This is a genomic window from Pseudoxanthomonas mexicana, assembly GCF_010093385.1.
GTDB classification, from domain to species: domain Bacteria; phylum Pseudomonadota; class Gammaproteobacteria; order Xanthomonadales; family Xanthomonadaceae; genus Pseudoxanthomonas_A; species Pseudoxanthomonas_A mexicana.
Window position 1 is genome coordinate 1 of sequence record NZ_PDWV01000007.1, and the last position, 23922, is coordinate 23922.

Sequence of the window (23922 nt, forward strand, 5' to 3'; positions counted from 1 at the left end):
CGTCCCCGGCAAGAGCGCCGGGACGTGTGTCCTCGACCGGCGGCAGCGAGAGTGTTTCCTTGATGCGCTGCGGATCACCGCCTTCGTGCGTGGCGACGGTCTCCGTCGTATCGGGCGCATCATCGCGCTGCGACCACCACCAGGCGCCGGCACCGACCAACAGCAGCGCCACGAAGGCGATCAGGGGGAGACGCAGGCCAGCGGACTGGCGGCGGCGGGAACGTCGGCTCATGCAGCCCTCATTCGGTCAGGAAGCGGCCGCAGCCACGGTAGGTCCGGCCACCCACGGTCAGGGTCGCCGACGCCGGGTAGCGGATGTCGCTCATGCCGTCGTTGCAGGCTTCCCGCTTGGTGGTCAGCGAAACGGCGAGGCCTTCGGCGGTGCTGCCGACGTAACCTTCTTCGGTCCTGCTCGCTTGTGCCACTTCGATCCTGCGTTCGCCATAGTCCAGCTCGGCCAGCAGGCGCGGCGTTGGGCCGCCCCCGATCTCCACGGTCCAGCCGGGCTCGGTACCCAGGCCTCGGAACACGCTGCCACGTGCCCTGGCTGCATCCCAAGGGGAGCCCTGGCTTGCCTGACGGCAGGTGACGGCGGCTCGGCCGGCGAGGGTCAGCGTCGCTTCGTCCCCTTTGCTCCAGAACGCGTTGCCGGCGGCGTCGGCATAGCGTGCGCCCGAGGCGGCAGGTGCTTGCGCCAGGTGCAGGGTATTGCCGTCGATCTCCAGCATCATGCCGCGTGCCGGCGTATCGAAGCGTGCGCCGACGCGCTGATCCCCGCATTGCCACGGGGTCGACGTGGCAGCGGCCGGTTTACCGGTGACACGGATCATGCGGAATTCGACGGGGGCATCCGCACCGGGTGTCACGGGCACCTGCGTATCGGTGGCGAACCACAGCCGCCCTTGCGCGTCGCGCACACCGGCGTGCAGTCCGTACATGCCGTTCGGTCGCAATTTCGACGGATCGTAGGGCAGGGCGAAGGCGAAAGGAGGCCCCTTGAGATCGCGGAAGTCGGCATTGGCGATCACGGCGGCAGGCGTGTCGGCCAACTGCAGGTCCACCAGTTGTACGCTCAGGACCGCGCCAGGCGGGGGCGCGATGCGCTCGAGATAGGAAGCACGGCCCTGGATCTGCGCGGCCGGTCGCGGCGTCGATGTTCCGTCGGCAGGCGGTGGCGCGGTGATCGGCGATTGGCATGCCGCCAGCCCGAGCAGGCAGGCCGAGGTCAGCAGGGGACGTAGCATCGCGCAGGCTCCTGGGGTGCGGTGGAGGCGGCCAGCTTAACGGCGTTTCCTGTAATGAAGCGTCAACACGCGCCCGGCGGTGAGTCGATCGCGCGTGCCGGGTTGACCAGGCCGCATGGACTGCGCACCCTGCATGCGACTTCGACGGAGCATGGGACATGGCGGAGACGCTGACGGTCATCGGCAACTACCTCTCGCCGTACGTGCGCAAGGTGCTGGTCTGCCTTGAGCTGAAGGGCATTCCCTACCGCATCGATCCCATCGCGCCGTTCGTGGGCAACGAGGACTTCAGCAGGCTCAGTCCGCTCCGCCGCATCCCGGTGCTGATCGAGGGCGACCTGGTGCTCAACGACTCCACCGTCATCTGCGAATACCTGCAGGACCGCTTCCCTGCGCCATCGCTGTACCCCGCGGATCCGGTGGACCGCGCGAAGGCGCGCTGGCTGGAAGAGTACGCGGATTCCTATCTCGGCGACGTGGTGATCTGGCGGATGTTCTTCCAGAAAGGCGTGCGCCGCTTCCTTTTCAACCAAGGTACGGACGAAGAAGTGGTGCGCAGGGCGCGCGAGGAGGAGCTGCCGGTCGCGCTGGACTATCTGGAACCGCGATTGCCCGGGGACGGCTGGATCTTCGGCGAGCTGTCCATCGCCGACATCAGTATCGCCAGCTTCTTCCGCAACGCGGCGTTCGTGAGGTACCAGGTCGATCCGCTGCGGTGGCCGCGGACGGCCGCCTTCGTGGCGCGTGCGCTGGCGTTGCCTGCCTTCGCCAGGCTGGCGACATTCGAGGACCGCACGTTGCGCACGCCGCTGCCGGAACAGCGTGCCGTGCTTGCGCAGATGGGGGCGCCGCTGACCGAAACGACGTACGGCGATGCGGCGCCGCGCTACGGGGTGATGCGGTTGGGGTGAAGCAGTCCCTGCCGTTCTGCATGAAGCAGGTCGGCCTTTACGGCGCAGCATCCACTCGCAGCACCGGGTACAGCTGGTAGCGCTCGTCCCACGAGGGATGGCGACGGTAGAAGAACTCCAGGCGTGCGGCAGGACTCTGCGCGAACGCCGTGTCTTCGCGCAGTCGGCGCTCGAACTCGGCTTTCACCGCGGGGTCGCGCAGCATCTCGCGTGCGACGGCTTCAGCCACGTAGTCCTCCATGTATTCCTTGCGTTCGAAGGCGTTGTTGAACCGCCCCCACGCCAACAGCGAGTCCGGCGCCTTGGGCTCCAGCAGGGCTATCACCAGGCGCGCCCTGGGCTGGGCGATGGGGACGAACAGTGCGCCCGCGGGCATGGCGCGGGATTCGCGCGTCCAGTCGCCCTCGACCGTGAGGCGCTGGTGGGTTTCCACCGACGCGCTCCCGAAGCTGCTTTTCGTCGCACGGAACACCTGTGCGTCGTCCTGCCAGGGTTTCCCCAGCAGGCGGTATTCCACGCCATGCGTCTTCAGCACGGCCGCCACCCAGGAGGCTTCAGCGGCTGGCACCAGGTAGCCCGCGCCGGGCGCTTCGACCACGATGCCCGGACGGATATCGTCCTTCAGCGGCACCTTCCATACCTGCGGCGTGGTCTCGTCGTAACGCGTCATCAGGGCGCCGGACACGTCCGACGTCGTGCGCGTGTAGGCGTAGCCACGGAACTCCACGGTACGCGCGGCAGGTGCCGCGACGTAGGTCAGCGGTTCCTGCCGGCCACCCAGGCTGGCCGCGGCGATATCCGCCTGCTTCGCCGTGGTCAGCCATGACGCCCCATCGCGGGCGACGTGCTCCAGAACGGACATTACCGTGTTGCGGGTGATGCGCACGCGCACCGGATACTCCTTCCAGGAGTGGGTTTCCACCAGCATCGCGATGCGGTTGCGCAGCAGGAAGTAGCCATGCGAGAAGCGCGGTGGCGGCACGCCGTCCTCGAAGCCCGAGGTGGGATCGTCCTGGACCACGAAGGAGGGGTAGTAGGGCAGGGGCAGAGATCCCTGCTTCGCCAGATCGTCGATGACGCCCGTGCGCAAGGCCAAGCCGGCCGTGCGCAGCCCGGCATCGCCGGCATGCACGGGCTCGACCTGGATCGAGATGTCGTGTTCGAACTGCGCGCCGTTGGTGGCGTGCAGGTCCACGGTCACCAGCGGGTCCCAGCGCTGCACCAGCTGCAGCATCGCCTGCATCTCGGGCGTGTCGGCCTTCAGGTAGTCGCGGTTGAGGTTGTAGTTCTGCGCGGTGGTGCGCCAGCCCATTTCCTTCGGCCCGCGCTGGTTGGGACGGTTCCAGGCGCCGAACCGCTCGTGGCCGTCCACGTTGAAGACGGGCACGAACACCCAGACCAGCTTGTCCAGTGCACCGTTGGCCGCCCGACCCTCCAGTACCTCGCGCAGCGCGAGGAAGCCGGCATCCTTTCCGTCGATCTCACCGGCGTGGATGCCGCCCTGGATCAACACCACCGGCAGGCCGCGCCGCTGCGCCTGCTCCGGTGTCAAAGCGCCGCTGGTGGAGGCGACTAGGGCCTTCATCGGGCGGCCTTCGGGCGTGGTCCCGAACGTGGTGCAGCGCACGGCTTTCGGATACTGGCGTGCGAAGGCGTCGCACAGCGCGGTGACTTCCTCGTAGCGTCCGGTCTCGGTGAACCCGGATCGTTCGGCCACGGTGGTCAATGCAGACTGGGCGTTCGCCGCCGATGCCAGGGCCAGCAGGAAGGAGGCGCAGAGCGGACGCAGCATGGGGAATTCCTGAACAGGGCAGGGGCGCATGATGCCCGGCAATCGCGGTCAGTCCCAGTCCCCGTTCGCCTGCGCGAGGAGTTCCGGCGGTTCGACCCTGCGCGGGCGGATACGGTAACCTTCCGGGACTTTTTCGCCGGAAGATCGGATGAGCACGACCGCAGAAGCCAGCCAGGGCCGCATGCCCCGCCAGATCCCCTACATCATCGGCAATGAGGCCTGCGAGCGGTTCAGCTTCTACGGGATGCGCAACATCCTGGTGCCGTTCCTGATCAGTTCGGTGCTGCTGGCCTATCTGCCGGACCAGGCCGCGCGCGAGGGTGCCGCCAAGGCCCTGTTCCACAGCTTCGTCATCGGCGTGTACTTCTTCCCGCTGCTGGGTGGCTGGCTGTCGGACCGCTTCTTCGGCAAGTACAACACCGTCCTGTGGTTCTCGCTGATCTACTGCGCCGGCCATGCGTGTCTGGCGCTGTTCGAGAGCAACGCGACAGGGTTCTACACGGGCCTGTTCCTGATCGCGCTGGGGTCGGGCGGCATCAAGCCGCTGGTGGTGACCTTCTGCGGCGACCAGTTCGACCAGAGCAACAAGAGCAAGGCGAAGGTCGTCTTCGACGCGTTCTACTGGATCATCAATTTCGGCTCGTTCTTCGCCTCGCTACTGATGCCGCTGGTGCTGCGGAGCTGGGGGCCGGCGTGGGCGTTCGGCATTCCGGGCATCCTCATGTTCATCGCGACCTTCATCTTCTGGCTGGGGCGCAACAAGTACGTCAACGTGCCGCCGTCGCGCGGCAACGACCCGGATTCGTTCCTCAACATCGTACGCAGCGCGCTGCTGGGCAAGGGTTTCGGGCCCGGCACGCTGGTCGCCGCCGTGGGCATGGTGGGCGCGGTGGCGATGCTGCTGCTGTGGGCCCTCAAGTTCGCCGGGGTGACGATCTGGCCGGAGGCATGGGGCTTCGTCATCACCGCCTGTCTTGCCTTGGGCGCGATCATCGCCGGCGTGGGCTTCGGTGCGTCTCTGCAACTGGAACGTGCGCGTGGCCTGCATCCTGATGTCGCCATCGAAGGCGTGCGTTCGGTGCTGCGCATCCTGATCGTGTTCGCGCTGGTCACGCCGTTCTGGTCGCTGTTCGACCAGAAGGCATCCACGTGGGTGATCCAGGGCAAGGCGATGGTGATTCCCCACGACCTGTGGTGGTGGCCCAGCTGGCTGGTGAAGGACGCCACCCAGATGCAGGCGCTGAACCCGCTGATGGTCATGCTGCTGATTCCCTTCAACAACCTGGTGCTGTACCCGGTGCTGCGGAGGATGGGCTTCAACGTCACGGCGCTGCGCCGGATGGGCTGGGGCATCGCCATCTCCGCGCTCTCCTGGATCGTGGCCGGCGTGCTGCAGCTGCAGATGGACGAAGGCCAGCAGGTGTCGCTGGCCTGGCAGACGCTGCCCTATCTGCTGCTGACCTTCGGTGAGGTGCTGGTGTCGGCGACGGCGCTTGAGTTCGCCTACAGTCAGGCACCGATGGCGATGAAGGGCGTGATCATGGCTTTCTGGTACCTGACCAGCACCTTCGGCGGCCTTTGGGTGCTGCTGACCAATGCCAGCGTCCGCGACCCGGCCGTGATCGGCTGGATCCAGGCGCAGGGATGGACGGAGAACGCGTTCTTGATGTTCTTCTTCGCGGGGTTCGCTTTCGTGGCGGCGCTGGCGTTCGCGCTGTACGCCAGGACGTACCCGATGCAGGACAACTACCGCACCGCGGCCTGAGGAACACGCATGAGCGCGCCCATCACCCTGCTGCTGATCGCGGCCACCTGCGTGGTCGGCCTGGTCGCCTTCCGCACGCCATCGCTGCTGATGCGGCTGATCCTGTGGCCACCGGCGATCGACCGCCACCGCCAGTACGACCGGCTGGTGACGTACGGCTTCATCCACGCCGATTTCTGGCACCTGTTCTTCAACATGTTCACGCTGTTCTTCTTCGGCCGCCAGATCGAGGGTTGGATGGCGGCGCAGAAAGGGCCGTGGGTGTTCCCGCTGTTCTATTTCTCGGCGCTGGTGGTGTCCATCCTGCCCACTTATCTGAAGCACCAGAAGGATCCCAACTACCGCAGCCTGGGCGCGTCCGGTGCCGTGTCCGCGGTGCTGTTCGCCTTCATCCTGCTCGCGCCCTGGGCCACGATCGGCGTGTTCTTCATCCCGATGCCGGCCATCGTGTTCGCCGTGCTGTACATCGCCTACAGCATCTGGATGGACAAGCGCGGCGGAGACAACATCAACCACGGCGCACACCTGGCCGGCGCGGCTTACGGCGTGCTGTTCCTGGTGGTGATGGATGCCGGCGTGATCGGCCACTTCCTGGAAGAACTGACGCACCCCTCATTCGGTTAAGCGGTCCTTGTGGTTTCGCTCACCTGCGCTGAAGGTGGGCCGTGCTATTTCGACGCCATGTCCCGTCCCAGGAGCAGCGCATGGCAACGGCACGCAAGGCGGTCCGCAGTCCCCAGGGCAAGAAGGCCGCCCGCAAGGCGGTGAAGAAGACCACGAAGAACGCCGTCCGCAAGACGGCGGCGCCGACCTCCAAGGGCACGCCGAAGGCGGCCGGTGCCGCGGCCAGGAAAGCCGTGAAGAAGGCGACGGCCGGCAAGGTCGCGAAGAAGACAGCCACGAAGAAAACGGCTACGAAGAAAACGGCCACGAAGAAAACGGCTGCGAAGACGACGGCGAGGAAGACCACCGCCTCGCGAGGCGACGCGCTGAAAGCCACGGGCACCCGGGGCGCCGGGAAGACTGCCCGCACGGCGGTGAAGAAGGCGACAGGCAGCGCCTCCCGGGCGCAAGTCGCGAAAGCGAAGAAGAAAACGGCGAGCAAAGCCTCGTCCCCGGCCCGCAAGACCGCAGCGCGCAAGCGCGCAACGAAGAAGATCACGCCTGCGCGGGCGCTGGCGACTGCGCGCGCGTTGCTGGAACAGAAACATGAGCATGACCGGCAGCCCGCGCCCTGGCAGCAACTCGACGACCACGACCATGGGGCTGTGCAGGGCGCTGGCTTCGCATCACCGGAAGCGGCAGGCAAGGCATTGGAACTGCACGCGGCCGAAAGCCGGATGAAGGCCATCCAGGGCAGCCTGGGAACGCAGGACCGGCGCAACCAGGGCAAGCGCGATCATCGGGGCGAATGAGGGGCGTACGTTGGAGGACGCCCATGGACCCTCCGGCGTGGCCAGGGAGGGACGGGACTCCGGCGCGGCAGTCGCGCCCGAAGGCGGACCCCTGCGCCGCGCCGGAGCACCCGATGAAGACGGTGTCTAGCGGCTCAGTCCACCAGCGAGTGCACGGCGTGCACGCTGCCGACTTCGGCGCTGGAGTAGGTGGACATCAGGCGCTCGTATACGGCGTTGTTCAGGCGCTCGAACTCCCAGTCGCTGGTATGGCCCGTGACGGTGAGCTGGTACAGGCCTTCCAGCAGGGTGAAATCGCTGGCGCTGGCGACGTCGGGCAGTGCTTCGATCAGGCTCATGGTGGAACTCCCAAGTGAAGTCTATGAGCCTGCAGACGCAGCAATCGTGCCAACCTGTATTTCGCGAAACCCATCACGTTTCAGGTCCGCGAAGAATCGCTTCACAAGCATGAATGTGACGCTCAGCGTCAGTTTTGCCCGGTCCACCCTGGGCATTGGGTCACAATGCCCATGAGCCCCCTGCCACGGAGATCCCATGACCCACGACGCGCTCACCCCGGATGTGCATCACGACCCTGACGCCCGCCGCCTGCACACCCGGGTGGAAGGGCATGAGGCCGAACTGCGGTATTCGCTGCGCGGCGGCCGGATGGTCATCGACCACACCGGTGTGCCCGATGCGATCGGCGGCCGGGGCATCGCCGGCATTCTGGTGAAGGCCGCGCTGGACCTGGCGCGTGCGCGGGGCTGGCGGGTGGTGCCGGCGTGCTCGTACTCCGCCGCCTACGTCCAGCGGAATCCGGAGTACGCCGATCTGATCGAGGGCTGACCCCGCTGGAGGACGCCGGTGGCGCGCCCTAGAATGACGGCCATCACACGCGGAAGGAGCCCGAAGTGTCCCCCAGCAAGTCCCCCCCCATCCTGCGGACCGCCTGCCTGGCCCTGCTGGTCGCCAGCGCGCTGGCGGCATGCAAGCGCGAATCCGTCCCCGGCGCGCCGCCGGCGCAGGCCCCCGCCGCATCGTCACCCGCGGCCGATGCGCCGGCCGCTCCGGTAGCCCTGAAGGACGTCATCGAAACGACCGACCGCTACGTGGTGGGCATCAGTTTTCCGGCTTCGGCCAATCGCTACCCCGGCCTGGCGAAGGCGCTGTCCGACTACGCCGCCGCCGAGCGGGCCGAGTTGATGCAGGCGGTCGAAGCCTTCGGCAACGACAAGCCCAGCGCACCGTACGAGCTGTCGCTGGCCTTCGAGCAGGTGGTGGACACGCCGCAGAGCGTCGCCATCGCCGCCGATGGCAGCCGCTACACCGGGGGCGCGCATGGCCAACCGCTGATCGCAAGGTTCGTGTGGCTGCCGCAGCAGGACGCACGCCTGACGTCGGCTGCGCTGGTGCCCGACGCCAAGGGGTGGCAGGCCATCAGCGATTACGTGCGCGAGCAGCTGCATACGGCCGTGGTGACGCGGGCGGACGAGGACGAACTGCCCGCGGCCGATCGGGCGGCGCTGATCAAGAGCACGTTCCGGATGATCGACGAGGGCACCAAGCCTGAAGCGGGCAACTTCAGCGAGTTCGTGCCCGTGCTGGACACCGCAGGCCGCATCAGCGCGCTGCGCTTCGTGTTCCCGCCTTACCAGGTGGGCCCGTACGCGGATGGCACGCAGACCGTCGACGTGCCAGCGGCCATCCTGCTGCCCCACATCGCGCCGGAGTACGCGGGGCTGTTCGCCCGCTGAGTCCGCCATGCCGCACGTCCGCTTCGAGCACAGGATGCGATCCCTGTTGGCCGAAGCGGATGTGCGGATCGGTGGCGCCCGGCCGTGGGACTTCCAGGTCCGCGATCCTCGCGTGTACGCACGCGTGCTCGGTCAGGGCTCGCTGGGTCTGGGCGAGAGCTACATGGACGGATGGTGGGACGCCGAGGCGCTGGACGGCCTGCTGACCCGCCTGCTCGATGCGCATCTGGACGAGCGGGTGCATGGGGCCGGCGAACTGTTCGATGCGCTCCGCGCCCGCCTGACCAATCTGCAGTCGCGCCGTCGCAGTGGCGAGGTGGGGCGGCGCCATTACGACCTGGGCAACGACCTGTATGCGGCCATGCTGGGTCGCCGTCTGGTGTACAGCTGCGCCTATTGGCGGAATGCGCAGGATCTGGATGCCGCACAGGAAGCCAAGCTGGACCTGGTGTGCAGGAAGCTGCGGCTGGCCCCGGGCATGCGGGTGGTCGACGTGGGATGCGGCTGGGGCGAAGCGCTGAAGTTCGCCGCCGAACGCTACGGGATCAGTGGGGTCGGTGTGACCATCTCGGTCGAGCAGGCCGAGTACGCGCGCCGCCTGTGCGCCGGGCTGCCCATCGAGATCCGCCTGCAGGACTACCGCGACCTGGACGAGCGGTTCGACGCCGCGTTCTCGCTGGGCATGTTCGAACACGTCGGGGTGAAGAACTACCCGACCTTCTTCGACGTCGTCCGCCGCTGCCTGCCGGCCGATGGCCTGTTCCTGCTGCACACCATCGGCACGAACCGCTCGGTGCAGCGGACCGATCCCTGGATCGCGCGCTACATCTTCCCCAACTCGATGCTGCCGTCTGCGGCGCAGATCGCCCATGCGCTGGAAGGGCGGTTCGTGCTGGAGGATTGGCACGGTTTCGGTGCCGACTACGACCGCACGCTGCAGGCCTGGCGCCACAACGTGGAGGCCGCCTGGGACCGCCTGGATGCGCGCTACGACGCGCGCTTCCGCCGCATGTGGCGGTTCTTTCTTGGCGCATCGATGGCCACGTTCCGCAGCCGTCGTTCGCAGCTGTGGCAATTGGTGCTGTCGCCGCGCGGCGGGCGGGGCGGCTACGTTGCGCCGCGCTGAAGATGGGCCGGAAACGGAAAGAGCAGGCCAGGGCCTGCTCTTCGTGCGTACTGCGCGGCCTTCCCGTCAGGCTGCGGGCGGCGAGGGCAGTTCGCGGGCGTTGAAGATGCGTTCGATGACTTCGGCCAGCTCGTCTTCCGAGAACGGCTTGGTCAGGTAGGCCTTGGCGCCCTGGCGCAGGCCCCACATGCGATCGGTGTCCTGGTCCTTGGTGGTCACCAGGATCACCGGGATGTGCTTGGTGGTGGCCTCGCGGCTCAAGGTGCGGGTGGCCTGGAAGCCGTTGAGGTTGGGCATCACCACGTCCATCAGGACCATGTCCGGCAGCTCGCGCTTGGCGACTTCCACGCCCGCGGCGCCGTCCTCGGCGGTGATGGATTCATGCCCCAGTTTCTCGACGATGCGCTGGATGCCCAGCAACTGCGAGGGTGAATCGTCGACGATCAGAATCTTTGCCATGGAGTTCCCCAGTTGTCCCCGGCGTCGATTGTAGAACGTGTTCGGGACAAGACAAATGGCAAAGGCGGTCAGGCGGTGACGCCCGTCGTGCCGCGACTGCCGTTCATCCCATTCGCACGAGCGTGCGACCGAAGGAGCCGCCGGCCAGCATGGTCCGGAACACCTCCGCCAGGCCGTCCAACGTGGTTTCCCGGGTGCAGATGGTGTCCAGGTGCGCGGGCTTCCAGTCGCTGGCCAGCCGTTGCCACACCGTATCGCGGATGTCGCGGGCGGTGCCGGCCGATGCCACGCCCAGCAGGGAGACCCCACGGATGATGAAGGGCATCACCGTGGTCGCCAGGTCCGCGCTGGCGGCCAGTCCGGCGGTGGCCACGTTGCCGTAGGGGACGGTCTGCGCCAGCAGGCTGGCCAGCATGGGGCCGCCGACGTTGTCCAGGCCGCCGCCGAAGCGGGCGGTTTCCATCGGGCGGGTGGTGGCCAGCGCGTCGCGCGGCAGGACCTTGCGCGCGCCGATGGCGGTCAGATAGCCGGCATTCTCCGGTTTGCCGCTGATGGCATGCACCTCGAAGCCGGCCCTGCTGAAGATGTCCACCGCCAGCGACCCCACGCCACCGGTCGCCCCGGTGACCGCCAGTGGTCCGAGGTCCGGGGTCTGCCGGTTCTCGCACATGCGGAACAGGGCCAGCGCCGCGGTGAAGCCGGCCGTGCCCAGGATCATGCTCTCACGCAGGGTGAGGCCGGAAGGGAGCGGGATGACCCACCTGGCTTCCAGCCGCGCGTACTCCGCGTACCCGCCGTCATGGGTCTCGCTGAGGCCGCAGCCGGTGACGAGCACGGCGTCGCCTTCCTTGAAGGCGGAATCGGAGGAAGCCACCACATGCCCTGCGACGTCGATGCCACCCACCAGCGGGAACCGACGCAGTATCTTGCCTTCGCCCGTGCCGGCCAGCGCGTCCTTGTAGTTGACCGACGAGTAGGCGGTCTTGATGACGACTTCGCCGGGGTTCAATGCGTCCAGGGCGATGGACTCGATACCGCTGCGGTAGCCGGCGGCGTCGTTGTGGATGCGGAAGGCGGTGAAGGGGGTGGACAGGGTCATGAAATGGCTCGTTCAATCAGATGATGTCGGGATAGAGATCGCGCCATATCGGGTTCGCATCCTCGATGAGTCGGATCTTCCAGACCCGTTTCCACGCTTTCAGGGCCTTCTCGCGCAGGATCGCAGAATCCATCCCGGCGTGGACCTCATACCAGACCAAAGTATGGACTTGGTAACGCCGCGTAAAGCCATCCACATAGCCCTGCCTGTGCTGCCAGACCCGCCCCCGGAGATCAGACGTGACGCCAATGTAGAGGGTGCCTCGTGGCTGGCTCGCCAGCATGTAGACACAGGAAATCCTTTCCCGACGCATCGCAGGCTCTCCGTGGCCCGTCGTGTTTCCTGCCGGCCACTATAAACCGATTCTGTTGGGCACCACCCGGCTCGTCATTCCAGCGCATGTTGGAATCCATGGTCCTTGAGTGCCGCAATCTGCCGGCAAGAGCAAGCTGCGTCCCAGCTTTCGCTGGGACGACGGTGATGGCTACACGGGTGGGGTGTGCCTCGGCTCGTCATTCCAGCGCATGCTGGAATCCATTGCCTTTGAGTGCCGCAATCTGCCGGCAAGAGCAAGATGGGTCCCAGCTTTCGCTGGGACGAAGGTGATGGCTACACGGGTGGGGTGTGCCTTGGCTCGTCATTCCGGCGCATGCTGGAATCCATTGCCTTTGAGTGCCGCAATCTGCCGGCAAGAGCAAGATGGGTCCCAGCTTTCGCTGGGACGACGGTGATGGCTACACGGGTGGGGTGTGCCCCGGCTCGTCATTCCAGCGCATGCTGGAATTCATTGCCATGAATGCCTTGATCTACCTGCAAGAGGACAATGGTTTCGGGCTCTCGTCGGGACGAGAGCGCCATCACCGCAACGACTTCCGCCGCTTCTCATCCATCCACTTGTCCGCCTGGGCCGGGGTGTAGGCGCGCATCCAGGCGACCATGGCATCAAGGTCGTCGCCATGCCACAGGTCGTTGCGCTGTTCCGGGTGCAGGAAGCGTTCTTCGACCATGCGGTCGATCATGCCCATTAGCGGCGTGTAGAAGCCTTCCACGTCGAGGAAGGCGCAGGGCTTGTCGCCGATGCCGAGCTGGCGCCAGGTCAGCATCTCGAACATCTCGTCCAGCGTGCCGAAGCCGCCGGGCAGGGCGACGAAGGCGTCTGACAGGTCGAACATGCGCTTCTTGCGCTCGTGCATGTTGGCGACGACTTCCAGCCTGGTCACGCCCTTGTGCGCGACTTCCCAATTGACCAGTTGCTCGGGAATCACGCCGACCACCTCGCCGCCCGCGGCGAGCACCGCATCGGCGACGATGCCCATCAGTCCGACGTTGCCGCCGCCATAGACGAGTTGCAGGCCTTCCTTCGCGATGCGGTCGCCCAGGGCGATCGCGCGTTCGGTGTAGGCGGGCTTGCTGCCGGCGTTGGAGCCGCAGTAGACGCAGATGCTCTTCATGGTCGGGGTCCTGTGTTGCCTGTTGTCTGAAACGCAAAACGCCAGGCTTGGCCTGGCGCATGCGGATCACGGCGGCGGCCTCGCCGCCGTGCGGGCCTCAATTGGCCTTGTGGATCGCGCGCTTGTGCACGGCCATCGCGGCGTCGTGCACCGCTTCCGACAGCGACGGGTGCGCATGGCAGATGCGGGCCAGGTCGTCAGCGGAGCCCTTGAACTCCATGGGGAGCACGCCCTCGTGCACCAGCTCCGACACGTTGGCGCCGACCAGGTGCATGCCCAGTACGCGATCGGTTTCGGCGTCGGCGATGACCTTCACGAAGCCTGCGGGCTCGGCCATCGCCACGGCACGGCCTACCGCGCCGAACGGGAAGGAGCCCGCCTTGTAGGCCACGCCTTCGGTCTTGAGCTGCTGCTCGGTCTTGCCGACCCAGGCGATCTCGGGCGAGGTGTAGATGACCCACGGAATGGTGTCGAAGTTGACGTGTCCCGGCAGGCCGGCGATCAGCTCGGCGACCGCGATGCCTTCCTCGAAGCCCTTGTGCGCCAGCATCGGCCCACGCACGCAGTCGCCGATCGCCCACACGCCATCGACGCCGGTATGGCAGTGCGCGTCCACTTCCACCTGGCCACGCTCGTTGAGCTTGACGCCGGTGCCATCGGCCAGCAGGCCCTTGCTCGCGGCGCGGCGGCCCACGGCGACCAGCAGCTTGTCCACGGTCAGCGTCTTCTCGCCTTCGGCGTCGCTGTAGGTGACCACGACTTCCTTTTTCTTGCCCTTGCCCGTGACTTCGGTCTTCGATACCTTGGCGCCAAGACGGATGTCGAGGCCCTGCTTCTTGAACTCGCGCGCGGCGACCTTCGACACTTCACTGTCGGCGACGGCAAGGAAATCGGGCAGGGCTTCGAGGATGGTGACCTCGGCGCCGAGGCGCTTCCATACGCTGCCCAGCTCCAACCCGATCACGCCTGCGCCGATCACCGCCAGGCGCTTGGGAACCTCGGTGAAGTCCAGTGCGCCCACGTTGTCGACGATGTACTCGTTGTCGAACTTGGCGAACGGCAGCTCGATGGAGTCCGAACCGGCGGCAAGGATGACGTTGGTGCCCTTCAGCTCGACTTCGCTGCCGTCATGCTGCTTCACCTTGACGAGGTTGCCCGGCTGCAACTGTCCGAAGCCGTAGTACGCGGTCACCTTGTTGGCCTTGAACAGCTGCGCGATGCCGCCGGTGAACTGCTTCACGATCGCGTCCTTGCGGCCGACCATGGTGCCGACATCGATCTTCGCGTCCTTGACGCTGATCCCGTGCTGTTCGAACTGGTGGGTCAGGTTGTGGTACTGGTGCGAGGAATCCAGCAGCGCCTTGGACGGGATGCAGCCGACGCGCAGGCAGGTGCCGCCGAGCGCGGGCTTGCCATCCTTGCCCAGCGCGGCGTCGATGCACGCGACCTTCATGCCCAACTGCGCGGCGCGGATGGCGGCGTGGTAGCCGGCCGGACCGGCACCGATGACGACGACGTCGAATTGTTCGGTCATTTCATTCGCTCAAAAATAGAAGTGAGTGGAGAGAAGTGAGGAGTGAGGAAGAACAAGAGCCATCGCTCTCACTCCTCACTCCTGATCACTCGCTCCTCGCTCTTACATGCCCAGCAGCATGCGGTGCGGGTTTTCCAGCTGGTTCTTGATGTCCACCAGGAACAGCACCGCGTCCTTGCCGTCGATGATGCGGTGGTCGTAGGACAGCGCGATGTACATCATCGGTGCGGCGACGACCTGGCCGTTCTCGACGATGGCGCGCTCCTTGATGGCGTGCATGCCCAGGATGGCGCTCTGCGGCGGGTTGACGATGGGCGTGGACATCAGCGAACCGAAGGTGCCGCCGTTGGTGATGGTGAAGGTGCCGCCCTGCAGGTCTTCCAGGCCCAGCTTGCCGTCGCGCGCCTTCTTGGCGTATTCGGCGATGCCCTTCTCGATGTCGCCGAAACCCATGCGCTCGACGTTGCGCAGCACCGGCGTCACCAGGCCCTTGTCCGTGGACACGGCGATCGAGATGTCGGCATAGCCGTGATAGATGATGTCGTTGCCGTCGACCGAGGCGTTGATGATCGGATGGCGCTGCAGCGCGTTGGCGGCGGCCTTGGCGAAGAAGCTCATGAAGCCCAGCTTGATGCCGTTGGCCTTCACGAAGTCGTCCTGCAACTCCTTGCGCATTTCCATGACCTTGGCCAGGTTGACCTCGTTGAACGAGGTCAGCATGGCGATGGAGTTCTTGGACTGCATCAGGCGCTCGGCGATGCGCGTGCGGATGCGGGTCATCGGCACGCGCTCTTCCGGACGCGCGCCGCCGGACACGCCGGCGGTCTTGCCGCTGGCGTAGTTGACCAGGTCTTCCTTGGTCACGGCGCCGCGGCGACCGGTGCCTTCCACGGCGGCCGGATCGATGCCCTGGGTGATGGCAGTGAAGCGGGCGCCCGGGGGCAGCGCGTCGGCGCCGGCCGGTGCGGGCTTGGTGCTGGCCGGGGCGGCCGCGTCGGCCTTGGCGGCGTCGGCCTTCGGCTGCACTTCCTGGGCGCCGGCGGCCGGCTTCTTTTCCTCTGCGGCGGGGGCGGGTGCCGCGGCGGCCGCGCCTTCCTCGATGATCGCCAGCAGCTGCTGGCTGGTCACCGTGTCGCCTTCCTTGAACTTGATCTCCTTCAGCACGCCGTCGACGGGCGAGGGCACTTCCAGCACGACCTTGTCGGTTTCCAGGTCCATCAGGTTCTCGTCGCGCTTGACCGCGTCGCCCACCTTCTTGTGCCAGGCGGCGATGGTGGCGTCGGAGACGGACTCGGGAAGAACCGGAACTTTGACTTCAGTGGCCATGGGATGGGGCGTCCTGGTGTTGTTGTTGTTCGTTGGAAAAGGGCGGGCTTATTCGGCGACGTGGTCGGCGCCGAGCTTGTTGACCAGCGCGTCGGCGACCAGTTTCAGCTGCTCCTCCACGTGCTCGGCGAAATGGCCGGCGGCGGGCGAGGGCGAGCGCGGACGGCCCGCGTAGTGCAGCGTCTGCTTGTCGGCCAGGCAGGCCTGCAGGTGATGCTTGATCTGGTACCACGCGCCCTGGTTCTGCGGCTCTTCCTGGCACCACACGACCTCGGTGGCCTTGCCGTAGCGCTTCAGTTCGGCGGTCAGCTGCTCGCGCGGGAACGGGTAGAGCTGCTCGACGCGCAGGAGGGCCACGTCGTCCTGGCCGCGCTTCTGCGCGTCTTCCAGCAGGTCGTAGTAGACCTTGCCCGAGCACGCGACGACGCGCTTGACCTTCTTCGCATCGGCGGTCGCGTCGGGAATCAGATGCTGGAACTCGCCATTGGCCAGTTCGTCCAGCGTGGACACCGCCAGCTTGTGGCGCAGCAGCGACTTCGGCGTCATCACCACCAGCGGCTTGCGGGTGGTCATGCGCATCTGGCGACGGAGCATGTGGTAGGCCTGCGCCGGTGTGGTCGGCACGCAGACCAGCATGTTCTCCAGCGCGCACAGCTGCAGGAAACGCTCCAGGCGCGCCGAGCTGTGCTCCGGACCCTGGCCTTCGTAGCCATGCGGCAGCAGCAGGGTCAGGCCGCTGATGCGGCCCCACTTGGCTTCGCCGGCGGCGATGAACTGGTCGATCACCACCTGCGCGCCATTGGCGAAATCGCCGAACTGCGCTTCCCAGATGCACAGGGGGTTGGGATCGGTCGTGGAGAAGCCGTACTCGAACGCCATCACCGCCTCCTCGCTGAGCAGCGAGTCGATGACGGTGGCCTGCTCGGGCTGCTCCACCAACTGGCGCAGCGGCAGGTAGTAGCTGTCGGTCTTCTGGTCGTGCAGGATCGCGTGACGGTGGAAGAACGTGCCGCGGCCGGCGTCCTGGCCTACCAGGCGCAGGCCGTGGCCTTCGGCCAGCAGGGTGGCGTAGGCCAGGTTCTCGGCGAAGCCCCAGTCGGCCGGCAGCTCGCCGGCGGCCATCTTCACGCGGTCTTCGTAGATCTTGGCCACGCGCGGGTGCAACGCGACGCCGGCCGGGATGGTGGTGATGATCTTGGCCAGCGAATCCAGCGCCTTGCGCTTGACCTTCGTATCGACGGGGTCGCTGAGCTTGCCGGACACGTAGCGCGACCAGTCGATCGCCAGCTCGTCGCTCTTCTGCTTGGCCAGTTCGGTCGTGTAGTCGCCCGAGTCGAGCTTGTTGCGGAATGCGTCGGCCAGCGCCTTGCCGCCATCGGCGGGAATCACGCCCGCCTCTTCCAGCCTGGCGGCGTACATCTCGCGCGCGGTGGCGTGCTTGCGGATGGTCTGGTACATGACCGGCTGGGTCGCGGCCGGCTCGTCGGCTTCGTTGTGGCCGTGGCGGCGGTAGCACACCAGGTCGATCACCACATCCTTCTTGAACTGCTGGCGGAAGTCGTAGGCCAGCTGCGCCACGAAGACCACCGCTTCCGGATCGTCGCCGTTCACGTGGAAGACCGGTGCGCCGACCATCTTGGCCACGTCGGTGCAGTACAGCGTGGAACGCGCGTCTTCCTTGTTGCTGGTGGTGAAGCCGATCTGGTTGTTGATGACGATGTGCAGCGTGCCGCCCACGGCGAAACCGCGCGCCTGCGACATCTGGAACAGTTCCATCACCACGCCCTGGCCCGCGAACGCGGCGTCGCCGTGCATGATGACCGGCAGCACGGCCGGGCGGGCGGCGTCGTGCGGCGCTCCTGGCGCGAGCGGGCGCTGCCGGCCACGACGGGGTCGACGATTTCCAGGTGCGACGGATTGAAGGCCAGTGCCAGATGCACCGGACCGCCCGGGGTGGCGATGTCCGCCGAGAAGCCCATGTGGTACTTCACGTCGCCGGCGTGCGCCAGGCTGTTGTCGTGCTCGAACTTGCCCTCGAACTCGTCGAACAGCTTGCGCGGGTTCTTGCCCAGCGTGTTGACCAGCACGTTCAGGCGGCCACGGTGGGCCATGCCGATCACGATGTCCTTCACACCGCCTTCGCCAGCGCGCCGGATGGTCGTGTCAAGCAGCGGGATGAGTGCGTCGCCGCCCTCCAGCGAGAAGCGCTTCTGGCCCACGTACTTGGTGTGCAGGTAACGCTCCAGGCCCTCGGCGGCCGTCAGGCGCTCGAGGGTGCGGCGCTTGGCTTCGTCCGACAGGCCGAACTGGCCGCCCGCGGTTTCAAGGCGCTGGTACAGCCACTGGCGCTGCTCGACCTCGGGGATGTGCATGAACTCCACGCCGATCGGGCCGGTGTAGGTGGCCTTCAGGCGGGCCAGCAGATCGCGCAGCTTCATGCGCGAATGACCACCGACGTTGCCGGTGCTGAACTCGCTGTCGAGATCGCGTTCGGACAGGTTGTGGAACGCCAGGTCCAGGTCGGGCGGATTGACCGGCGGGGTCAGGCCCAGCGGGTCGAGCTGTGCGCCCAGGTGGCCACGTGAGCGGTAGGCGGTGATCAGGCGGCCGATGTTGCGCTCGCGTTCGTCGCCGCCGCCGGTCACGACATGGCCGTTGTTGGCGGCCTGGCGCGCGGCGTCGGTGATCTGCTGGATGACCACCGAGTGGGGGACGTCCCCGGCCTCGCGACCCTTGAAGCCGTCGAAGTAGGCCTTCCACTTGGGCCCCACGCTGTCCGGGGCGACGAGGTACTGCTCGTACAGGTCTTCGACGTAGGAGGCGTTGCCGCCATTGAGCTGCGAGGATTGCGCGAACTGCTTCAGGAGATTGTCCACGATGGCGATGGCGTGCTGTGGGGTAGTCGAGGGGCGCTTGCGGTCCATGTCGCGCAATGTCTCGGCGACATGGACGAAAACCGGGAAATTATACCCCCATGCCGGGAAGGGGGCGTAACCGGATTGGACTAAAGGCGCAGGCTGCCCGCGCCGCGGGACCCGCGATCAGAGGCCGAGCGCGCGGTATTCGGAGACCGGACGCGCGCGTTCCCACATCTGGGTGAACTCTTCGCGCAGCTGCCGTGCACGCCCGGCATGTTCCAGGCCGGCTTCGCCATCGAAGCGGTGGCCCAGCGGCCGGTAGTAGTAGCCATGGTCGTCGTTGGCGACGAAGGCAGCGGCATAGGGCAGGTCCACCGGGTCCTGCACTTCGCGGAAGCCGAAGATGCTGGGCAGGCGCTGGGCCAGACCGATCAGCGGAGCCAACGCGTGCTGGGGTGCGGCCGCGTCCTGCAACAGGATCTGGACCTGCACGCCGGTCCGGTGCGTGGCGAAGCGGCGCAGCGCCTCCATCACCGGCGGGGCGTCCCACAGGCCAGGATCGAGGGCGCGGCTGTAGATCGCCAGCGAGCGGCGGGCCTGCACGATGATGGCGGTGGTGATGGCGATGGCTTCGGCCCGGTGGGCGATGGTGGCCGTGGCGCCCAGCACCCGGCGCATGCCCTGGTGCTCGATACCGGCTTCGAAGAAACGCTCGCCCTCGGGCAGGAACCCTTGGCGGGCATAGAACCCTTCGGCTCCCACCTGGGCGTGCAGGGACACCGCCGGCCACTGGCGTCGGCGGGCCTCGGCCAGCAGCGCGAGCAGCAAGGCCTCGCCCACGCCCCGACCGCGCCAGGCCGACAGCACGGCCATGCGGCCGATCCGGTGGTCGGGGGTGAGCCGGGCGGTGCCGATGGGCTGGCCTTCGGCGTTGCGGGCGATCACGTGATGGCACAGCGGGTCCAGCGCATCCCGTTCGAGGTCGCGCGGAACGCCCTGTTCCTCCACGAACACCGCTTCGCGGACCCGGCGGAGATCGTCCTGTGCGGCGGTGTAGTCGACCGCCTCGACGCGATAGTCGGCCGTGCTCACGACTGCGTGTCCCCGGCGCCTGGCTCGTCATCGTCGAGGGCGAGCTGGTAGTGGCCCTGCGCGGCGAGCGCCATGACGGCATCGCGGCCGGCGTCGCTGAGCGATGCGTAGGCCTCGCCGTCAATCGACTCGGCGGCTGCGAGCAGGCGGGCATCCTTCACCGGCATCACATGGTCCACGCCACTGCAGAACAGCGTGGCCTGCGTGCGGCGGCGGCGCCAGGCGAACCGTGAAAAGGGATGGCGGAGCAGGCGGGCGCCCTGCTGCAGGTCCCATTCCAGTTCGATGCGCGATGGCGCCTCCGGGCCCGGCATCACCTCGCCCGAGGCCCGGTAGGTGGTGATGAAGCGGCCGAACCAGTCGCCCAGCCGGTCCGGGTCGTTCATCCGCAGGGCATTCAGCGCCTCCACCACGCGCTCCATGGCGCGGGCGTCGATCTCGTAAGGGTCCTGGGGCGCGGTCAGGTCCTCGTCGTGGTAGCGCACGGCCTCGTCCGCGTCGGCGACCCGGGTGTCCAGGTAGTCGGCGATCAGTTCCGCCGACGATGGTGCGCGCATGCCCACCGAGAAGGTCAGGCACGGGTTCTCCGCCACGCCATGGTGCGGGACCAGTGGCGGCAGGTACAGCATGTCGCCGGGCGACAGCACCCATTCGTGGGTCGGGGCGAACCGCTGCAGCAGCTTGATCGCCACGTCCTCCTGGAAGGCCAGGTCAGGTGCGGGCTTCCCCAGCGCCACGCTGGCATCGATCATCCAGCGGCGCTCGCCCTGTGCCTGCAGCAGGAAAACGTCGTAGTGGTCCACGTGGGCGCCCACCGGGCCGCCGGTGGCCGCGAAGCTGATCATGATGTCGTCCACCCGCCAGCGCGGCAGGAAGCGGAACTGCGCCAGCAGTTCGCGTACGTCGGCATCCCACTTGTCCACGTCCTGCACCAGCAGGGTCCAGTCGTGGTCGGGCAGGCCGGGGAAATCCTCTTCCTGGAACGGGCCGGGGCGCACGTCCCAGGCCCCGCTGGCGCGGTCCAGGCTGATCATCCGCGCCAGCGCGCCCTCTTCGCAGGCCAGGCCGGCCAGGTCTTCCGGCTGCACGGGCGTTTCGAAGCCGGGAAAGGCGTTCCTGATCAGCAGGGGCCGCTTGTGCCAGTAGTCGCGCAGGAAGCGCTCGGCCGGCATGCCCAGCGGATGTTCGCGCGTGGCGACGATCTCGAAGGGCAGGGCGGCGGTGCGGGACGGGTTCTTCTTCATGGTGTGGGATCCGCGCAGCGTCACGCCGCGCATGGGAAAGGGAGGCCAGCGTGGCGGGGTACGCCGCGCGGGGCATTGATGCGCATCAAGGCCGCGCGCCGCTGGAGGGGGAGGTGGCGGCTTCCTCGGCCAGGCGCTTCTCCAGCCGCTGCATCGCGCCCTGCGCGTAGCGGCGGCAGGCGGTGGTGTCCATCAGCGGTGCGGCGGCCCTCGGGCCGATCCGGTTCCACAGGCCGCTCGCCGAGGGATGCGGCGTGACCAGGATGTCGCAGTCGAGCCCTGCGACCCGTGCGAGGGTGTCGCGGAATGCCGCGAGGTAGCCGGGATGCGCGGCGTCGTCGCTGTAGCGGAACACGTCGTCCGAGATCGCCGTCAGGCTGTCGGCGTAGACCATCTGGCGACAGTCGTCGCCTTCGCAGGAGCGCCAGGTCCAACTGGTGCCTCCCGGGGTGTGGCCAGGCGAGGCGACCGCCGTCAGGGCCAGCGGACCGACGCTCACCACGCCGTCGTCGGCCAGGGTGACGATGTTGGCGACCGGCGCGATGGGTTCGGCGACCTCGAACTGCGGGTCGGTGCGGTCCGGCAGGCCGCGCTTCAACGTGTCGACCGCGGGCGCGCGCCCATACACCGGTGCGCCCGTGGCTTTCTGCAGTTCGGCGAGGCTGCCGGCATGGTCGAAATGCTCGTGCGAGAACACGATGGCGCGTACGTCCTCCGGCCTGAAGCCGAGCGCGCGGATGTTGGCCAGGATCTGCGGGCCCGCCTGTGGCGTGGCGGCATCGACCAGGATATGGCCCGCGTCGGAAGTGACCAGCAGCGCACTGATGCCGCAGGTGCCGACGTACCAGGTGTTGCCGTACACCTTCAGGGGCGTTGCCGGATCGTTCCAGCCGGCATCGTCGGCGCAGCCCCTGGAGGCGGGCGCATCGGAGGCGAGGGCGGTGGATGAGAGGGCGAGGGCGACTACGCTGCCCAGCAGAGTGAAGCGACGTTTCATGTGGCGATCTCGTCGTAGCCGCGATTGACGAACTGCAGCAGGCACCAGCCATGGCCCCAGGGATCGGCCAGGCGGACGATGCGGCCCCAGTCCGTGTCGCGAATGTCGGTTTCCTGCACCAGGCCGGCCTGCAGGGCACGGTCAAGGGCAGGTTCAAGGTGATCCACCACCACATCCAGGTGCACCGGCGTCCAGTGGCGGATGTAATCGCGGCGCGCATCGGCGGCGGCGGTGGAGCCGGCCGCGTTCTGCAGCAGGTAGATCGGTGCCTGCGCCCCCAGCAGTTCGACGCCACCGTCACCGAAACGGCGCCCGGCGGTCAGCCCGAAGGCACGCGTATACAGCGCCTCGGCGGCCGGCAGGTCGGGTACGTCGATGTTGATCAGCAGATGCATCGCCGTACCCGCCTCCGAGGTCAGATGCCGCGTGCGAGACGCTCGGCCAGGCCGGTATAGCTGCCCGGCGTCATGTCCCGCAGTCGCTGCTTGGCGTCCGCCGGCAGGTCCAGCGATTCGATGAAGGCGCGCATCGAATCCGCCGTGATGCCCTGGCCGCGCGTCAGCGCCTTCAGCTGCTCGTACGGATTGGGCAGGCCGTGACGGCGCATCACGGTCTGCACGGCCTCGGCCAGTACTTCCCAGGCGGCGTCGAGGTCGGCGTCCAGGCGCTGCGGGTTCACTTCCAGCTTGCCCAGGCCCTTGGCCAGGGAGTCGAGCGCCACCTGGGTGTGGCCGAACGCCGTGCCCAGCGCACGCAGCACCGTGGAGTCTGTGAGATCGCGCTGCCACCGGCTGATCGGCAGCTTGGCGCTGAAGTGTTCGAACAACGCATTGGCGATGCCGAAGTTGCCTTCCGCGTTCTCGAAGTCGATCGGGTTGACCTTGTGCGGCATGGTCGAGGAACCGACTTCGCCTTCCTTGAGCTTCTGCTTGAAGTAGCCCAGCGAGATGTAGCCCCAGATGTCGCGGGCCAGGTCGATCAGGATGGTGTTGGCGCGGCGCGCGGCGTCGCCGATTTCGGCCACGTTGTCGTGCGGCTCGATCTGGGTGGTGTACGGGTTGAACACCAGGCCCAGGCCTTCGACGAAGCGCTGGGCGAAGGCCGGCCAGTCGACGTCCGGGTAGCTGGCCACGTGGGCGTTGTAGTTGCCCACCGCGCCATTGATCTTGCCGGTCAGCTCCACCGCGGCGATCTGAGCGCGCTGGCGCTCCAGGCGGGCCACGACGTTGGCGATCTCCTTGCCCAGCGTGGTCGGCGAGGCGGTCTGGCCATGCGTGCGCGACAGCATGGGTTGCGCGGCCTGCGCGTGGGCCAGTGCGCGCAGAGTGGATGCGACGCCGTCCAGCGAAGGCAGCAGCACCTCGCGGCGCGCCTGTTCCAGCATCAGGCCGTAGGACAGGTTGTTGATGTCTTCGCTGGTGCCGGCGAAATGGACGAACGCCAGCGCGGGCGCGAGCTCGGCGTCGTCCTTCAGCTGCTCCTTGATGAAGTACTCCACTGCCTTGACGTCATGGTTGGTGGTGCGCTCGATCTCCTTGACGCGGGCGGCGGGGGCCACGCTGAAGCCGTCGGCCAGCGCCCGCAAGCGCGCCTTCGCCCCTGCGGAGAAGGCGGCCAGTTCGGTGATGCCCGGCTCAGCGGCCAGCGCCAGCAGCCACTCGACTTCCACCTTCACGCGGGCGCGGATCAGGCCGTACTCCGAGAAGATGGGGCGCAGCGCGTCGACCTTGCCGGCATAGCGGCCGTCGAGCGGAGAGAGGGCGAGCAGGGACGAATCCGACATGGGCGGGGCAGGGGGCTGGAAGGGAGCGTTCCATTTTACCCCGGGAAGGCGCCCCACCGGCCTGGCGTATCCTGTCGCTCCGCCAGCCAC

At 67.3% G+C, this 23922-nt stretch carries 22 protein-coding genes and 1 pseudogene; 7 read left to right on the forward strand and 16 right to left on the reverse strand.

Going from position 1 to position 23922, the window contains the following annotated elements; translation table 11 throughout:
- Both CSC76_RS04185 and CSC76_RS04190 read right to left on the reverse strand, forming a co-directional pair.
- The coding region (locus tag CSC76_RS04185; protein WP_162108784.1) for a hypothetical protein at positions 1-232 on the reverse strand (232 nt) is incomplete at its 3' end.
- 7 nt (positions 233-239) lie between these two features.
- Complete coding sequence (locus tag CSC76_RS04190) at positions 240-1244, reverse strand: YbaY family lipoprotein (protein ID WP_162108785.1); 1005 nt, start codon at positions 1242-1244, stop codon at positions 240-242.
- Between the two features lie 158 nt (positions 1245-1402).
- Here CSC76_RS04190 and CSC76_RS04195 point away from each other — a divergent pair, with 158 nt between their 5' ends.
- Complete coding sequence (locus CSC76_RS04195) at positions 1403-2155, forward strand: glutathione S-transferase family protein (protein WP_162108786.1); 753 nt, start codon at positions 1403-1405, stop codon at positions 2153-2155.
- Positions 2156-2192: 37 nt separating this feature from the next.
- Here the strand turns inward: CSC76_RS04195 and CSC76_RS04200 are convergent, their stop codons facing one another.
- A complete protein-coding gene (locus tag CSC76_RS04200) occupies positions 2193-3947 on the reverse strand; it encodes a M14 family metallopeptidase (RefSeq protein ID WP_162108787.1) in 1755 nt (584 codons plus the stop codon).
- A 148-nt stretch (positions 3948-4095) separates the two neighbouring features.
- Here CSC76_RS04200 and CSC76_RS04205 point away from each other — a divergent pair, with 148 nt between their 5' ends.
- From CSC76_RS04205 to CSC76_RS18980, 3 genes are all read left to right on the forward strand, one after another.
- A complete protein-coding gene (locus CSC76_RS04205; RefSeq protein ID WP_162108788.1) occupies positions 4096-5712 on the forward strand; it encodes a POT-type proton-dependent oligopeptide transporter in 1617 nt (538 codons plus the stop codon).
- 9 nt (positions 5713-5721) lie between these two features.
- Complete coding sequence (locus tag CSC76_RS04210; protein ID WP_162108789.1) at positions 5722-6336, forward strand: rhomboid family intramembrane serine protease; 615 nt, start codon at positions 5722-5724, stop codon at positions 6334-6336.
- Positions 6337-6416: 80 nt separating this feature from the next.
- Positions 6417-7127 (forward strand): hypothetical protein, encoded by a 711-nt coding sequence (locus tag CSC76_RS18980; protein ID WP_238394870.1) that lies wholly within the window; start codon positions 6417-6419, stop codon positions 7125-7127.
- Positions 7128-7261: 134 nt separating this feature from the next.
- On the opposite strand, the gene CSC76_RS04220 is transcribed toward CSC76_RS18980, so the two are convergent.
- Positions 7262-7465 carry a hypothetical protein gene (locus tag CSC76_RS04220; protein ID WP_162108790.1) on the reverse strand — a complete coding sequence of 68 codons (204 nt, stop codon included), beginning with the start codon at positions 7463-7465 and terminating at the stop codon, positions 7262-7264.
- A gap of 196 nt (positions 7466-7661) precedes the next feature.
- On the opposite strand from CSC76_RS04220, the gene CSC76_RS04225 reads away from it, so the two are divergent.
- The 3 genes from CSC76_RS04225 (at position 7662) to cfa (ending at position 9989) form a co-directional block, all read left to right on the forward strand.
- Positions 7662-7955, forward strand: coding sequence for a GNAT family N-acetyltransferase (locus CSC76_RS04225; RefSeq protein ID WP_162108791.1), 294 nt, complete (start codon positions 7662-7664; stop codon positions 7953-7955).
- Between the two features lie 65 nt (positions 7956-8020).
- A complete protein-coding gene (locus tag CSC76_RS04230) occupies positions 8021-8863 on the forward strand; it encodes a DUF3298 and DUF4163 domain-containing protein (protein WP_238394871.1) in 843 nt (280 codons plus the stop codon).
- Between the two features lie 7 nt (positions 8864-8870).
- Positions 8871-9989 carry a cyclopropane fatty acyl phospholipid synthase gene (gene cfa / locus CSC76_RS04235; protein WP_162108792.1) on the forward strand — a complete coding sequence of 373 codons (1119 nt, stop codon included), beginning with the start codon at positions 8871-8873 and terminating at the stop codon, positions 9987-9989.
- Between the two features lie 66 nt (positions 9990-10055).
- On the opposite strand, the gene pilH is transcribed toward cfa, so the two are convergent.
- From pilH to purB, 12 genes and pseudogenes are all read right to left on the reverse strand, one after another.
- Positions 10056-10448, reverse strand: a complete 393-nt coding sequence (pilH, locus tag CSC76_RS04240) for a twitching motility response regulator PilH (RefSeq protein ID WP_162108793.1) — start codon at positions 10446-10448, stop codon at positions 10056-10058.
- A gap of 103 nt (positions 10449-10551) precedes the next feature.
- A complete protein-coding gene (locus CSC76_RS04245; RefSeq protein WP_162108794.1) occupies positions 10552-11547 on the reverse strand; it encodes a YhdH/YhfP family quinone oxidoreductase in 996 nt (331 codons plus the stop codon).
- A gap of 16 nt (positions 11548-11563) precedes the next feature.
- Positions 11564-11830, reverse strand: coding sequence for a GIY-YIG nuclease family protein (locus CSC76_RS04250; RefSeq protein ID WP_238394872.1), 267 nt, complete (start codon positions 11828-11830; stop codon positions 11564-11566).
- Positions 11831-12404: 574 nt separating this feature from the next.
- Positions 12405-12998, reverse strand: coding sequence for an LOG family protein (locus tag CSC76_RS04255; RefSeq protein WP_162108796.1), 594 nt, complete (start codon positions 12996-12998; stop codon positions 12405-12407).
- Between the two features lie 97 nt (positions 12999-13095).
- A complete protein-coding gene (gene lpdA / locus CSC76_RS04260; RefSeq protein WP_162108797.1) occupies positions 13096-14532 on the reverse strand; it encodes a dihydrolipoyl dehydrogenase in 1437 nt (478 codons plus the stop codon).
- Between the two features lie 102 nt (positions 14533-14634).
- Positions 14635-15858 carry a dihydrolipoyllysine-residue succinyltransferase gene (gene sucB / locus CSC76_RS04265; protein ID WP_162108798.1) on the reverse strand — a complete coding sequence of 408 codons (1224 nt, stop codon included), beginning with the start codon at positions 15856-15858 and terminating at the stop codon, positions 14635-14637.
- 48 nt (positions 15859-15906) lie between these two features.
- Positions 15907-18734, reverse strand: a pseudogene (locus CSC76_RS04270) (2-oxoglutarate dehydrogenase E1 component).
- Between the two features lie 165 nt (positions 18735-18899).
- On the reverse strand, positions 18900-19808 hold the full coding sequence (locus CSC76_RS04275; RefSeq protein WP_162108799.1) for a GNAT family N-acetyltransferase: 909 nt from the start codon (positions 19806-19808) through the stop codon (positions 18900-18902).
- On the reverse strand, positions 19805-21052 hold the full coding sequence (locus CSC76_RS04280) for a ribosomal protein uL16 3-hydroxylase (RefSeq protein WP_162108800.1): 1248 nt from the start codon (positions 21050-21052) through the stop codon (positions 19805-19807). The genes CSC76_RS04275 and CSC76_RS04280 overlap by 4 nt, the downstream gene beginning before the upstream one ends.
- 85 nt (positions 21053-21137) lie before the next feature.
- Positions 21138-22049: an AIM family subclass B3 metallo-beta-lactamase gene (blaAIM, locus tag CSC76_RS04285; RefSeq protein WP_162108801.1), complete on the reverse strand. Its 912-nt coding sequence runs from the start codon at positions 22047-22049 to the stop codon at positions 21138-21140.
- The gene (locus CSC76_RS04290) at positions 22046-22444 is read right to left on the reverse strand and encodes a VOC family protein (protein WP_162108802.1); all 399 of its coding nucleotides are present in this window, start codon (positions 22442-22444) and stop codon (positions 22046-22048) included. The genes blaAIM and CSC76_RS04290 overlap by 4 nt, the downstream gene beginning before the upstream one ends.
- Before the next feature lie 20 nt (positions 22445-22464).
- Complete coding sequence (gene purB / locus CSC76_RS04295; RefSeq protein ID WP_162108803.1) at positions 22465-23832, reverse strand: adenylosuccinate lyase; 1368 nt, start codon at positions 23830-23832, stop codon at positions 22465-22467.
- Positions 23833-23922 lie beyond the last annotated feature (90 nt).